Origin of the sequence: Paenibacillus sp. Root52, from assembly GCF_001426865.1 — a bacterium.
Classification (GTDB): Bacteria; Bacillota; Bacilli; order Paenibacillales; family Paenibacillaceae; genus Paenibacillus.
The window spans coordinates 151,388-164,931 of record NZ_LMFO01000033.1 but is presented as its reverse complement, the minus strand read 5'-3'; the positions used below and the strand labels follow the sequence as shown (position 1 = coordinate 164,931).

At 45.9% G+C, this 13,544-nt stretch carries 13 protein-coding genes; 4 read left to right on the top strand and 9 right to left on the bottom strand.

Translation table 11 applies throughout. From position 1 onward, the window contains the following. Positions 1-57: 57 nt before the first annotated feature. The 3 genes from ASD24_RS28180 to ASD24_RS28170 all read right to left on the bottom strand — a co-directional run bounded on the left by ASD24_RS28180 (position 58) and on the right by ASD24_RS28170 (position 2,683). A complete protein-coding gene (locus ASD24_RS28180) occupies positions 58-933 on the bottom strand; it encodes a diguanylate cyclase domain-containing protein (protein ID WP_056703296.1) in 876 nt (291 codons plus the stop codon). A gap of 125 nt (positions 934-1,058) precedes the next feature. After that, positions 1,059-2,168, bottom strand: a complete 1,110-nt coding sequence (locus ASD24_RS28175; RefSeq protein ID WP_156395580.1) for a glycosyl hydrolase family 8 — start codon at positions 2,166-2,168, stop codon at positions 1,059-1,061. Between the two features lie 47 nt (positions 2,169-2,215). After that, complete coding sequence (locus ASD24_RS28170; RefSeq protein WP_056703294.1) at positions 2,216-2,683, bottom strand: MarR family winged helix-turn-helix transcriptional regulator; 468 nt, start codon at positions 2,681-2,683, stop codon at positions 2,216-2,218. 104 nt (positions 2,684-2,787) lie between these two features. On the opposite strand from ASD24_RS28170, the gene ASD24_RS28165 reads away from it, so the two are divergent. Further along, positions 2,788-3,228: a GNAT family N-acetyltransferase gene (locus ASD24_RS28165; RefSeq protein WP_082560605.1), complete on the top strand. Its 441-nt coding sequence runs from the start codon at positions 2,788-2,790 to the stop codon at positions 3,226-3,228. Between the two features lie 114 nt (positions 3,229-3,342). On the opposite strand, the gene rlmN is transcribed toward ASD24_RS28165, so the two are convergent. The 3 genes from rlmN to greA form a co-directional block, all read right to left on the bottom strand. Next, on the bottom strand, positions 3,343-4,437 hold the full coding sequence (gene rlmN / locus ASD24_RS28160; protein WP_056703287.1) for a 23S rRNA (adenine(2503)-C(2))-methyltransferase RlmN: 1,095 nt from the start codon (positions 4,435-4,437) through the stop codon (positions 3,343-3,345). A 167-nt stretch (positions 4,438-4,604) separates the two neighbouring features. After that, positions 4,605-5,960, bottom strand: a complete 1,356-nt coding sequence (locus tag ASD24_RS28155) for a sodium-dependent transporter (RefSeq protein ID WP_056703284.1) — start codon at positions 5,958-5,960, stop codon at positions 4,605-4,607. Positions 5,961-6,250: 290 nt separating this feature from the next. Beyond that, on the bottom strand, positions 6,251-6,727 hold the full coding sequence (greA, locus tag ASD24_RS28150; RefSeq protein ID WP_056703281.1) for a transcription elongation factor GreA: 477 nt from the start codon (positions 6,725-6,727) through the stop codon (positions 6,251-6,253). A gap of 276 nt (positions 6,728-7,003) precedes the next feature. Between greA and ASD24_RS28145 the strand changes: the two genes are divergently transcribed. From ASD24_RS28145 to ASD24_RS28135, 3 genes are all read left to right on the top strand, one after another. Beyond that, positions 7,004-8,179 (top strand): DUF6688 domain-containing protein, encoded by a 1,176-nt coding sequence (locus ASD24_RS28145; RefSeq protein WP_056703277.1) that lies wholly within the window; start codon positions 7,004-7,006, stop codon positions 8,177-8,179. Positions 8,180-8,316: 137 nt separating this feature from the next. After that, positions 8,317-9,186, top strand: coding sequence for an arylamine N-acetyltransferase family protein (locus ASD24_RS28140; RefSeq protein WP_056703274.1), 870 nt, complete (start codon positions 8,317-8,319; stop codon positions 9,184-9,186). Positions 9,187-9,354: 168 nt separating this feature from the next. Next, positions 9,355-10,044, top strand: a complete 690-nt coding sequence (locus ASD24_RS28135; RefSeq protein WP_082560604.1) for a 4'-phosphopantetheinyl transferase family protein — start codon at positions 9,355-9,357, stop codon at positions 10,042-10,044. Positions 10,045-10,083: 39 nt separating this feature from the next. Here the strand turns inward: ASD24_RS28135 and ASD24_RS28130 are convergent, their stop codons facing one another. Genes ASD24_RS28130 through ASD24_RS28120 form a run of 3 tightly spaced genes read right to left on the bottom strand, consistent with a single transcriptional unit; the run spans position 10,084 to position 13,337 of the window. Then, positions 10,084-10,950 carry an alpha/beta hydrolase gene (locus ASD24_RS28130; RefSeq protein WP_056703269.1) on the bottom strand — a complete coding sequence of 289 codons (867 nt, stop codon included), beginning with the start codon at positions 10,948-10,950 and terminating at the stop codon, positions 10,084-10,086. A 52-nt stretch (positions 10,951-11,002) separates the two neighbouring features. Further along, entirely contained in the window at positions 11,003-12,058 is a 1,056-nt protein-coding gene (locus ASD24_RS28125) for an ABC transporter substrate-binding protein (RefSeq protein WP_082560603.1), read from the bottom strand. 49 nt (positions 12,059-12,107) lie between these two features. Continuing rightward, positions 12,108-13,337: an ABC transporter substrate-binding protein gene (locus tag ASD24_RS28120; protein ID WP_056703266.1), complete on the bottom strand. Its 1,230-nt coding sequence runs from the start codon at positions 13,335-13,337 to the stop codon at positions 12,108-12,110. Positions 13,338-13,544 lie beyond the last annotated feature (207 nt).

Below are 13,544 nucleotides of genomic sequence, written 5' to 3'. Positions count from 1 at the left end.
ACATATGGGGATGAACCAGGTTACATAGTTCACGGAGCTTCTCTCCTTCTAGCTAGTTTAGATATATTCACCGATGAGATCTGTCTCTGTGTTCCGTTCAAGCGCAGCAATAACCGCATCAATATCTTCGTACTTACTGAAATTTTCTTTCTGAAAAATGAGCGCTCCTGAGCGAATAACCGTCTGTAGTTCATTTCCCTTCTTATCAATAAAAGATAGATCCATCATCGCATTTTTGATCCGCTGGGTAAGCACGGGAAGATATTCTACGTTCACCATCGGACATAGAATGACAAAACGCCCACGATCCACAAAAAATTTGTAATCCTCAAATCGGATCTGCTTCTGGATCGTACTGGACAACTCCAACAGAAACTGCGCATATCTCACTGATCCGAGAGATTCCATAACCAAGGGTAGAAATTCAATTTTAAACATCGCCATACTGAATCCATACTGCTCTGAATACCGTTTAGCAAGGTTACTCTGCTTGATCACTGTATCTGCAAGTGCATCCTTGTTTCCAAGCGAGGTATCGAGATCAATCTCTGGATTACGATCCTGCATCTCCTGCAAACGATCCATAATCCGTGCGCTCCGCACAAGACTGGCCTTGATGAATGCAGCCACAGCAACATTAGCGGGAATGAGTAACCACCATGAGAACGTAAGCACATTAACATCGGCATAGGTTACCAACCACACAAAATAAGAAACTAGGTACACAAATATGACAACAACAGATACACCGACAGGTAATATAAAACCGAGAACTAGTGCAGCTAATGACACAACACTAAAAATGACATCTAGTGTGGTATAACTTTGATTCATATAAATTTTGAGATATACAACAAGCTGCTGAATTACAGCGAGTCCAATCAAGCTGGCATATCCCCATCCAATCCGGCGAATAGGTGCTTTATTTCTCATCATTCTCTCCTTTCTGCATGTAAATTTTGTTATTTATATGCCCTACTGAATATTTCACCAATTTACGACAAAATAATGCAAAATATATGCTACCATATTCACCATCTCATAAGATGACAGAATGATTACTTTCGAAGGTATATTTGTAATTCTGTCGCAGCAATTAATGGAAAAAGGTTATCAAATGCATGCGTATCCCCGTTAAATACGTAACCACCGGGATAATTGGGATCCTGGCTCCGGAAAGTGATCATATGGTTATACAGTTGTTTAGCCCATTTTGGATCACCTGACTTGATCGCAAGTAGAATCGCAAGTCCATATACAGATGGGGATTCATAGGCAACGACGGGTGTACGATCACTTCGTCTATATTGTCCGGCAAGCTGCTTCCGGGTCGCAAACTCTTCCTTTAAGAAAGAAATAAGCTTATCCGGCTTGTGACTGGTTGTTGTCAGATGATTAGCCACAATTAATTGATCAATCAGGTTTACCTTGTCATCATAGATATATGTTTTGGAGTTCACATTAAACGATTTAGGATAGAACAGACCATCATCCGGCATGCTTTTTAGCAAGTACTCGTACTTCTCGTACGTCCCTGGCTCAATCAATTCATACCGCTCCATCGCATTCAACGCGGGTAGATCCACGTAAACCAAACTTAATGTATCTGATGAAATTCCATTGGAGAAATCATGAAAGTCTACATAGTAGCCTTCCATCTGCACCGATTGATTCAATGTTTGGGTGAGTTCTGCAGCCGTCTCACGTATTCTGGCCTTGTCCTGTTCCCACAGTTCAGCAGCCGATAGCAGCGCACCTATGATGCGCAGATCATCCCCTAGCGCATTGGTGGTGACCAAAGATTCCCCTTCAGCATCAAGCTTCCAGGCAATATATTTCTGCGGCATTAGAAAATAGGTCGTTAGCAGGTCGTAGCTTTGCTTGAATAATTCCTCATCGTTCTGGGCGACAGCATACTGCATCCATAAGCCCAAGGACTCGGACAACGCTTCCCGACCTGCTACAACATCAGGCGTCTCCAATGTAGCATCCTTCAGGTAAGAGGCCAGCGTACCGTTCGGATTGGTCATATGATGCTGAACAAATGCAGCTGTTGGAGATCGTTCATCCACTATCCATTGCCCCTTCATATAGATCATCGACCCTCCCGTAATACTAGCAACGACAATAAGCAGCCATAGCAGTCTTTTCCGGCTCACGATTCTCATCTTGTCCTCCTGTATTCTTCCTCGAAAGTAATCGATCGAAGAGCTGATCATTCCTCCTGATCCATATACGGTCTACGCCCACCCTTCTTCACGAACCGCCAATCAACCTCAATGTTGTGACGCATCCGGCGTAGCAGAGATACGGCCGTCTCAATCTCTTCTTCCGTTAATCCCGCCAAGGTCACTTGATCAGAGTGAGCTCCTTCTCTACGAATAAACTCCCACGCCTCAAGACCGGCCTCTGTGGGATATAACTCTTTATTTTTCTTGTTATCCACTGCTGAGCGTTTACTTATAAATCCGTCGGATTCTAGTTTGCTGATTGCACGAGCTGCCGTAGTTCGGTCAACCTTAATTAGTTCAGCGAGTTGATTCGGGATAATCCCCGGATTCTCGCAGATGCGATAGAGGTAAAGGTATTGTCCCCGTGATAAATTCAAATGTTGAAATTCGACATTACTAATGGAATCCAGACAACGTGCAATCATACCAATTTCACGCAATACGTCCTTCAACGTACTCACATCCTCATCTAAATTTATGTTGCATTCGCAACAAAAAAAGTGATATAACTAATTTTAAATAATATTACGAGATAATCAACCAAAGGAGACACATCATGAACACCACTGTTGTTGAGGTTAATAATCAAGAATTACTTGAAGCCTGTTTCGCTATTCGCATGTCTATTTTTGTCGAGGAGCAAGGGGTTCCGGCTGAAGATGAATTCGATGCATATGACGCCTTAGGTACGGAAGCTCGCCATATTCTTCTCTATGTAGACGGAGTGCCTGCCGCGTCCTCCAGATTGCGGATCGTTGATGACGTTGCTAAGCTAGAGCGAATCTGCGTTATGCTGGAATACCGTAAACATGGTCTAGGCCGTGTTCTGATCGACAAGCTAGAGCAGATGGCGCTAGATCAAGGACTGACAAAAGCCAAACTACATGCACAGGTGCAAGCCTCCGGGTTCTATGAACGTCTTGGATACGCACCAGCATCGGATGTATTTTTGGAAGATGGCATTCCGCATCTATTGATGGTCAAACCACTTAAATAAATGAAAGAACGCCTATGCCGCTCACAGGTTGAGCAGACCATAGGCGTTCTTCTTTATAGGCAAACCGGGCAACGTTCAGGACTCATCCAGTAGGATGAAATATCCGGAACATACCTAGCCAAGAGCAAGGCGACCCGATTGCGGATCAGGCGCGTTGTTTTTCATCTGTTTACTACGCAATTGTCCGCAGGCTGCATCGATATCAGTACCATGCTCCATACGAACCGTAGCATTGATACTGTTCTTTTTGAGTGTATCATAGAAACCCAGAATGGATTCTTCTGTACTTCGTTGATACTGGCTATGCTCATCCACCGGATTGTATGGGATCAGGTTAACACTGACCATACTCTTCCGACTGGACAACAGTTCAGCCAGCTCGGCAGCATGCTCGCGTTGGTCGTTCACATCACGTAGCAGGATGTACTCGAACATGATGCGTTTATTCGTTGTTGCTAGGTAGTAATCAACAGCATCCATCAACTGCTCAATCGGGAACGCCCGGTTGATCTTCATGATGTGTGTACGCAGATCATTATTCGGTGCATGTAGGGAGATGGCCAGATTGACCTGAAGACTGCTGTCTGCAAACTCTTTGATTTTGTCTGGCAAACCACTGGTGGACACGGTGATCCGCTTCGCAGCAATGGCAAGTCCTTTGCGCTCCTTGATCACTTCGATGAAATCCGTCATGTTCTGGAAGTTATCGAATGGCTCACCAATCCCCATCACAACAACGTTGGTAACTCGCTCACCTTGACCTGCTGCATCTAGATGACGCTGTACATGCATAATCTGTTCCACAATTTCGCCACCAGACAGGTCACGGCTTTTCTTTATCAATCCGCTCGCGCAGAAGCTACAGCCGATATTACAGCCCACCTGGGTGGTCACACATACAGTGAGACCGTACTTTTGACGCATGAGTACCGTTTCAATCAGGTTCCCATCCTGCAAACGCAGCAAAAATTTCACTGTACCATCTGCCGACTCTTGCTTCACATGTTCACTCAGAGAGTTCATCGTAAAGTGTTCGGAGATCACGTCCAGACATTCCTGGCGCACATCGGTCATCTCTGTAAACTGATGTACACGTTCTTGATATAACCATTCCCAGATCCGGGAAGCACGGGATTTCTTTTGCCCGTGTTCCGGCAGCCAGGAACGTAATTGCTCTAATGTTAATCCATAAATGGATGATTGGTTCATTACGCAGTCCTCTTTTCGAAAAAAAGCATATGGCTCATCGGTTTTCATTTCAAAAAAACCTCTACTCCGTATTGTCCCAAAATTGTCGTTGGAACACAAGGGCTTTTGCAATTCTTCCAAGAGGTTTTATGCTTGGTAAATCTGTGTAGTCATCCTGATGATCCCTCTTAGAAGTGAATAATACCGGATGTGTGCAACAATACCAGAAGTACCAGGATTGGTGCTACGTAGCGCAGCATGAACAGCCAAACTTTGAACCAGCCTGATTTCAGACCAGAAGCTTCTGCTGCTGTCTTCCAGAAGTAACCGGCAAATATTGTGACAAGCAATCCACCGACCGGAAGCATGATGTTGGAAGCCATGAAGTCCATCCAATCAAACAGGTTTGTACCGTTAATGTTAAACGCAGGCACAAGTCCCATCGACAGGGCCGAAGGAAGACCCACAATGAAGACCGCGAGCGAAATAACCCATACAGCACGGCTGCGGCTCCAAGACAATCTTTCCATGAAATACTTAACTGGCACTTCCAGCAATGATACGGCTGATGTTAATGCTGCAATGGCCAACAGGATGAAGAATAATCCGCCAAACAGGAAGCCGAGCGGCATTGCCGAGAATGCAGCAGGCAGCGCAACGAAGATCAGTTTAGGCCCTTGATCCGGTGCGATACCGAACGAGAATGTCGTTGGGAAAATAATTAAACCTGCGATAAAGGCATAGATCAGGTCACCCGCACCAACAGCCACTGTCGCAGCGCCAAGAGATTGATTTTTATCAACATACGAACCATAGGTCACGAGAATACCCATCCCGAGAGATAGCGAGAAGAAGGCATGTCCGAGTGCAACCAATGCCGATTCGGTCGTTAATTGAGAGAAGTCTGGATTCAGGAAGAAGGAAACCCCTGCACCCGCTCCTGGCAATGTGATGGCCCGAATCATCAGTATAATAAGCAATACCAACATCGCGGGTATGAGCACTTTATTAAACTTCTCAATTCCGTTAGAGACCCCTTTAGCTACAATCCAGCCTGTGATCAGCACAGAAACGAACTGCCATACAATCGGCATATACCCACCGATAAAGGAATCAAATTGCCCACCAAAATCCGCGTTACTATACAGACTACCACTGAAAGATGTGATCGCATACTGGAGTGTCCAGCCTGCTATGATCACGTAAAAAGAAAGGATAATAAACGGTGTCAAAACTTGCAGCAGTCCTGCTGCTAGCCACCCTTTATGTCCGCCAGCCTTGATGAACGCTGTAGCTGCACTTCCGCGCCCACTTCGACCAATTGCAAGTTCCGCCAGCAATACAGGCAGACCAATGAGTAACAGACAGACGATAAAGAGCAGGAAAAACGCTGCGCCCCCATTCTCTCCCGTAATGTACGGGAACTTCCACATGTTACCAAGTCCAACTGAACTACCGATCGCTGCCAAAATGAACCCTGCGCGGGAGAAGCGTTCACCCTTACCCAAGTTGTTTTCTTCTAGATGTGACTTACCGAAATTCATCTTATCTACTCCATCTGTTCTATTATTTCCCGTAATTATATACTACTCATCGTGTCAGGTCATTGAAAAAATGAAATTAATCAGAATGTTATTTTTTTACACTAACGCTTTAAAGGGAATTACAATTAAGTCTGTTTATTTATAGTATGTGATAAAGCTCGAATTTCACTCCTGTATGTTTCACATATACCAAAAAAAGAGAGGTTCTTCGGCTATAATTAGCTTCGGATCCTCTCTTTATTCAACAAGGTTAATTTATTCATAATTGAAAAGTCGACGTTCGTTCGTGGTTAGATCCGAATTTCGAGCAATTCATATTTGATCACGCCCATCGGTGCATTAACATGAATGGTACTACCCACTTCTTTACCCATTAGTTCCTTGCCTAGAGGGCTCTCGTACGAAATTTTGTTATCTGAAACATCAGCTTCAGCAGGTCCAACAAGTTTGTATTCGATCTTCTCTGCAAACTCAATGTCGTTAAGCAACACTGTGGAGCCGACGCCCACTTTGTTCGAGTCCATGTTGTCCGCCGTAATCACTCGTGCATTCTTCAACATTTTCTCTAGAATCAAAACGCGGGTTTCCATAAATGCCTGATCATCTTTGGCTGAATGATACTCACTATTTTCCTTCAGGTCTCCGTAACTAATCGCGAGTTTCAGACGCTCGGCCAACTCTTTACGCTTAACTGTCTTTAATTCCCGTAGCTCGTCCTCCAGCTTTTCCAAGCCTTCCTGCGTCAAAATCACTTCATCATTAGCCATATTAACATCTCCTAATCCTGCTTTCTATCTCTATTCTAACCTATATCCACTCTAAACGGTTAACATACCCAAGAAAAAGAGAATCCACTCTCCCATACATGGGAAGAAGTGTATGCGCTCCGAGGTAAGCTCGGTTATCCTATCAGCTCCCCACCCCAAGTAGGGTTTTCCCTCCCCTAATATGAGGCGTTAGACCTAAATATTATAATGGTTAATATTGCCAACAAGCTCTCGCTGACCTACAATAGGAATACTGAAATCGAAGGAGGACATCTCTTGATTGCTACACTTCAATTCCTAGGCTTGTTTTTAATTATTCCGGCTGCATCAGGATGGGTTATGCTGAATAGTTTCATCAAAAAGGCGACTGGGAATGGACGAATATTCCTCACCGTATGCGAAATTTTTATAATGGGATTTACAGTCGTTGGCTTTGCCATAGGCATAGCCTTCGATTCTTCAGGTGTTAACGGAGGAGAACCACTGTCTGTGTATGAAGATACAGGCAATTCAGCTTCCAACTATGCGACGATTAGCCACTACAGTCTTCCTGTATTTATTACAACTCATATCGTTGGTTTGTTGGCGTATATCCTGCTGTTTAGTCGCTCAAATAAACTCTCGCCAATCGTCTACACACTATGCAACAGCGCTCTCGTTCTCAGTATCGTCTGGGGAATCGCCTATATCACACATACAGGCCTAACATGGTATTACGGAACAGGACTGCTTATAACGTTATCCACGCTCACACTACAGAGCAGCTACCTATCGCTCATATTCCTATATGTTGGTCGCCTGAAGCGCTCGTGGGATGGTTTTGTACAGGCTCATGTTGAGGGACAAAGTTTGCTAACGGATATGGAGCATCTGCCTGGATGGCAACGATTCCTGTATCGGCATATCAGTCGTTTTCGCACTGCACCGCTTGTCTGGGTGATTCTCATGTTCCCACTACAACTGGTGATCCAGCTCATTCTAGTCTTATTTGGTCAGCGACCTGACAGTGCCATTCGGACCTTCCTGGATACGAGCAGCTACAATTACTCTCGTCTCCCCATCCCACCGCCCGATATCATTCCGGGAAGTGGACACTATTTGTGCACCGTTGCAGCTGGTGGACATGCCAAATGGGTCAAACCAGTGCGAGATGGCATACGACACGGCCACGTTATTAAAGTGAATCGACAATTAATGATTGCAAATGCTTTTGAACATGTATTGGAACAGTACACGCCCCGATTCCATCGCCTAGTTCGTGGGTTATACGATCGTTATGGCTATCCGGTGAGTAAACATATTCGTTCCCGCTGGACAGCGGATCTTGTCTATCTACTCATGAAACCTCTGGAATGGATCTTCTTACTGGTTCTATATACAACAGACAAACATCCAGAGAACCGAATTCATATTCAATATAGCGAAATGAGAGGCAAGTTCACGAAATTTTAGGCTCTGCTTACACAAAATTGTACCGGTACAATGGAGAGAAACAGCGGTGTTCAGTAACCTGTGCCGTACCTACAATAGATGAAGGAGCCATTATCAATGAAACATGGTGGCTCCACATATGATTGGAGGTTAGGCCAATGTACACGTTGAATCCAACTGAAATTAAAGCCTATCTTAAACGGATAGGTATGGATGAGATAAAGCCGCCAACACTTGAATTTCTATCCGAGCTGCAAGCGGCACATGTAGAGTACCTGTCCTGGCAGACCGTTGATATTTTTGCAGGTCGCCCCGCCGGAATTCACCTTCGAGAATCTGTAGAGCTCATGTTGAACGGGCGTAGCGGATACTGTTTTCACTTGAATGGCGCGTTTAGCGTGCTGCTTCACTCACTTGGATATACTGTGCGATGGCATCGTGCAGGTGTTCAACCCCATGGGGAGCAACCACGTGTTAACTCGTTTCATTTAGGGTTGTCTGTATTAATACCAGGATCAGAAAATCCAGATGAACAATGGATTTTAGATGTTGGGCTTGGTGGTATGCCATTTCAGCCGCTTCCCTTGCGTTATGGTACCTACGGGCAGGCACCTTTCACGTATAATCTAATTCCATCATCAGTAGCTGCGGAGGGTTGGAGGCTCGAATATGAACCGAACGGTCCGAGTCTAGGTGTCGACTATGCCCCGGATTGGGTCGGCCAACTGGATGAGTTCATTCCGAAGCATGAATTCTACAGCCAGTCGATCCAGTCACCTTGGCATAACACATTTCTTCTTCGTCAAAGAGATGCCCAGCGTAGTCATGAACTACGTGGATGTATGCTACGAATCCATGATGCTGAGGGTATTCGTAAGATGGAGATTAGAACCTTCAACGAGTGGATTAGCACTCTCACTGACGTATTCCATGAACCATTGGTACGGTACAGTAAGATGGAACGCGAAGAGATGTGGAAGCAGGTACAGACTGCACACGAGGACTGGAAGAAGACACAACAGGGCTGATAACCTTATACGTACGGTGTTTTAAGCAAGCGGGTTGGAGAGACTTTGCATGTAAGGTACCGCTTATTAGGGCAGACTGTTGCCTTTGATGCTGCCGCACTACCGGGTAGCTCCATGTGTTAAACAGGATTGTTGCTGCCAAATGCCGAATACATCGACAGGTGATAAATGATGATTAAGATACAGGTTATGCAAGTACCTTCAATACTGCTGGAAGACGATTGGGAACTATTGCTCTCTATGGTCGCCACTGAGCGACGTGCGGGTGCAGCCCGTTATGTACATCAGGCGGACGCTTATCGATCTGTCCTTGGTGAAGCATTGGCTCGGGTTACGTTAGCAGATCAGATTGGTGGGCAGGCGAAGAAAATATCGTTTATCCGAAATGCGTACGGAAAGCCTTTCCTGAACGAACATGCAGAGCACCCCTTTAACCTCTCTCATTCTGGAGACTGGGTTGTTATGATCTCGGGCGGACATGGTCTTGTGGGCATTGATGTGGAGCAAACTAACCCGATTGACCTTCAGATTGCAGACCGTTTCTTCGCTCCGCAGGAGCATCGTTACCTGATCAGCCAACCGGCCGATATGCAGGTTGAAACCTTCTATCGACTATGGACGCTCAAGGAGAGCTACATTAAGGCCGTAGGCAAAGGGCTCTCCATACCGCTGGACTCCTTCGCCATTCTTCCCAATGATCAGGGAGATTGGCATTGTGAGCAGGATGAAGCCTATCGTTTTCACAGCGAGCGACTGGATGATGGACATATGCTGGCAGCCTGTTCTGTAGGAACAGCATTGCCTACAGAGTACGATGTGGTCACTGTCCAGGATGTACTTCAAGCGATACGCAAATAAGGGGCAATCGCCCCCTATTTTTGTGTTGTATTTTATACCTCAGATGGTCTCCGGGCTACATGCCAAACGAAGCGAACGACTAATTAGAAAAGGTAACACCGATACGTGATTCTCTCCTTCAAACTCTGTGAATTGAATCGTCAAACCCGGATGATGCAAGCTAGATAGACGCTCCGTAAGCCCTAAGGCTCTCCCGTTATTACCAGCAGGATGGATCTTTTCCTGCTCTCCTATGCCAATCCATACCTCGGCCTGAATCGGATCGGAATCCAAACGAGCAATAAATGCCTCTTCCTCCGTCTGCATCAGCTTCTGATTCCAATGCAGTGACGGACTGCCAGCGATATAATAACGAAAAGCTTCTGGCTTCGTCAGCAGTGTATGTAGAACGAACAACCCGCCCAGAGAATGGCCAAAGATCGCTTGTCTGCTCCGATTAATTCGATATTGTGATTCTATTCTCGGTTTCAATTCATCTTCAATAAACTGTAAAAATCGATCCGCTCCTCCCTGCGGCGGCAGAGGTGTACCATCCGGTTGATTTGTATACTCCGTAGTGGCCTCCGGGGTATAATCAGCATACCGATGAGGCGAGAAGGTCGCCTCTGTTGGATAACCGATGCCTACAATAATGGCCGGGATTACTCCCGTCTTCTCTGGTCTACGACCCTGCAGACGAACGGCTTCTACCATCGTACCGAATACAGCATTCGCATCCAGCACATAGATGACCGGATACCCTGACGCAGGGGCTTCCTCCGCTGGCTCATAAACCATAATCTGATACGCATGACCTCCTGTGCTGGGGCTCATACTCCATTGTTCGGCGCGTGGAATCTTCACCACACTTCGTGCATTTTCTTGTTTAGGTGCATCTAATTGGGGTTTCTTGGACTGAAACGTCATGATCGTTAATCCTCCTTACCAGCACCTCTATGGGAGCCACTTCAACTCTCTATTATTCCGTCAATGCCTTTAACGTATCATCAATTACACGTCGATATGCGATCAATCCACCGCCTAGCCAAGAGGCCGGTTCAACGGCGTACACATTTCCTGCTTTTACGGCAGGAATACCTTTCCATACTGCGGTCTCCGTCATTTCTTTCATGCTACCAGGGCCTTGCTCTACCGTGAAAATAAAATCTGCATCGATCTCAGGCAATATCTCGGTCGATACCATCGCGCTATTCTCCGTCTCCACCAATGCTGGCTTCCCTAAGCCAAGCTGCTCGTACACGACATAACCGCTGAAATAGTTTCCTCCCATCAAGGTGATGCCACGCGGGGCAAACCGGATGATCGCTGCCTTTTTACCCTCCGTCACTTGAGCCAGTTTGGCTTTGGCTGATTCGACTTCTGCATGATAGTCTTCAATCGCCTGTTTCGCCTCAGCGGATTTACCCAACAGATCGCCGATGACCTCCAAGGACTTCTCTACATCACCCGAAGCGTTGCTAAATACATAGGTTGGTGCGATCTTGGAATAGCTCTCGTACACACCATTCTCAGCATAATTCGCTGTATGCAAAATAATAAAATCCGGGTTGAACGCCATTAATGCCTCAGGCGCAGGCAACCCGCTGGAGAAGTCGAGCGTTGGAACATCGCTTAACTGATCCTGCAAATACACATGCCCCTGCGTGCCGCTCGCCCATTGTGCAACAGGTTTAACTCCTAGCGTGAGCAGGGAATCTTCCAGATAGGGTGCGAAGACTCGCTCTACATTAGCCGGGACAATGACATCATGGCCTAGCTCATCCTTTACTGTACGCTCCCCCACTGCCTCCTGAGCCTGATCTTCCTCCACATCTGTGTTAGAGGATGCTGGCGCTGCGGCTTCCGTTGCCGGCTGCTCTTGCTGCAATTCCCCGGTTTGCTCTGCACTCGAATTGGAACTACAGGCAGATAATAGACCCGCGATAAGCAATAGTAAAACGAAGACAGACACCCGTACATGACGTAGTTTTTGAGCAACAAATGGCTGTCCCTTTGGTTGACTCTGTGGAAACATGATATATCCCCCTTGATAAACATTCTCATTTAGATAGTAGGATTATATGTCATGTCACTCGTGAATCACCATGGACAGTATCCAGATAACCATTTGGACAATATCCCGTAAACATAAGCAAAGCTTCGCTGAGCATACGCATCACGCCGACAGCAGAGTAGTCGAACCACGGATCACCTGCAATCAGGTGGATCTGATAATGCTGTGCTGCCTTAAGCCGTCGCCATATAGGCGAATGCTGTAAGCTGAGCCATGTTGCCCGTGATGCCGCTTCAGGACACACCATCACGAGCATGTGGTCTGGATTCATCGCAGCGAGTTGCTCCATTGTTATAGGTACATTAGCGTTCATATCCAGCATTGTATCTAGTTGGAGCGCATGATGAAATACCTCTTGTATACCCGGATTGCTGTAGAGATAGAGGTGCTGGCCATACACACGAAGTACGAGTACCTTTTCCTGACCCATTTCCTTCTGTACATGTTCCCGCGCTTCTTGCGCCCGCTGATGATATGCATTGATCCATTGTTCTGCCTGCTCTTCCCGTTCCAAAAAAGTAGCAATCGTACGCAATTGCGTACGCCAATCCGATGGATGCTTAGGTACGACACAGCACGGAGCAATCTCGGCCAGCTTCGCCTCATCCTGCTCACTAATCTGATCATTGCCAATAATGGCGTCTGGGCGAATATGCACCAGTTTCTCCACATTTGCTTCCATTCGCCAGCTTGTATATGGATCTGTCAGTTTCAGATGAGATGGGATCTCTGTGCGATACACATTATAATAATATGCTGTCCACTTCGAATCGATGGGCGCAGCAACAGGCATGACACCGAGCGCCAGAAGCTGTCCAATCATATTGGAGGAGTATGTGGCGATGCGTTTCTTCGTATTTCTTGCATAATCTGATGGAGAAATGCCCACTTCTTTTTTAAATTTCCGGCTAAAATAATACTCGTCGCTATACCCCACCTTCAGTGCGATGTCGCGTAACTTATCTCCAGACTCCTTCAGATATCGCTTGGCATGATTAATGCGAAGATCGGTTAAGTACTCCATGGCACTCTGCCCATAAGTTTTCTTGAATAAATCTACAAAGTATTTAGGACTGATATTGGCTCTTGCCGCCAGATCAGCAATAGATAATGGTAAGTTATAATGTTGAGCCATATATGTCTTAACTTTAGCGATATCTGTCTTGGTGCTTCGGCTCGTCACTGCTCTTGATTCAGCATGTGTTGGTTTAGCGGCATGTGTTCCCTTATCGAATATCATGAGATGACTCCTTTCTGATAAATGAGAACAATTATCATTTAAGGTATCATATTATTTTTCGTAAGGTCAATCTATATCTGTGAAATTCGTATGGTTATCCTACTAATTAAGGAGTATAAACAAAAAAAGCCAACGTCGTGTATAGACACGCGTTAGCTCGTTAGCTCTATTACTGATTCTTACAGGCTTGGTCTTAGCAATCCACCT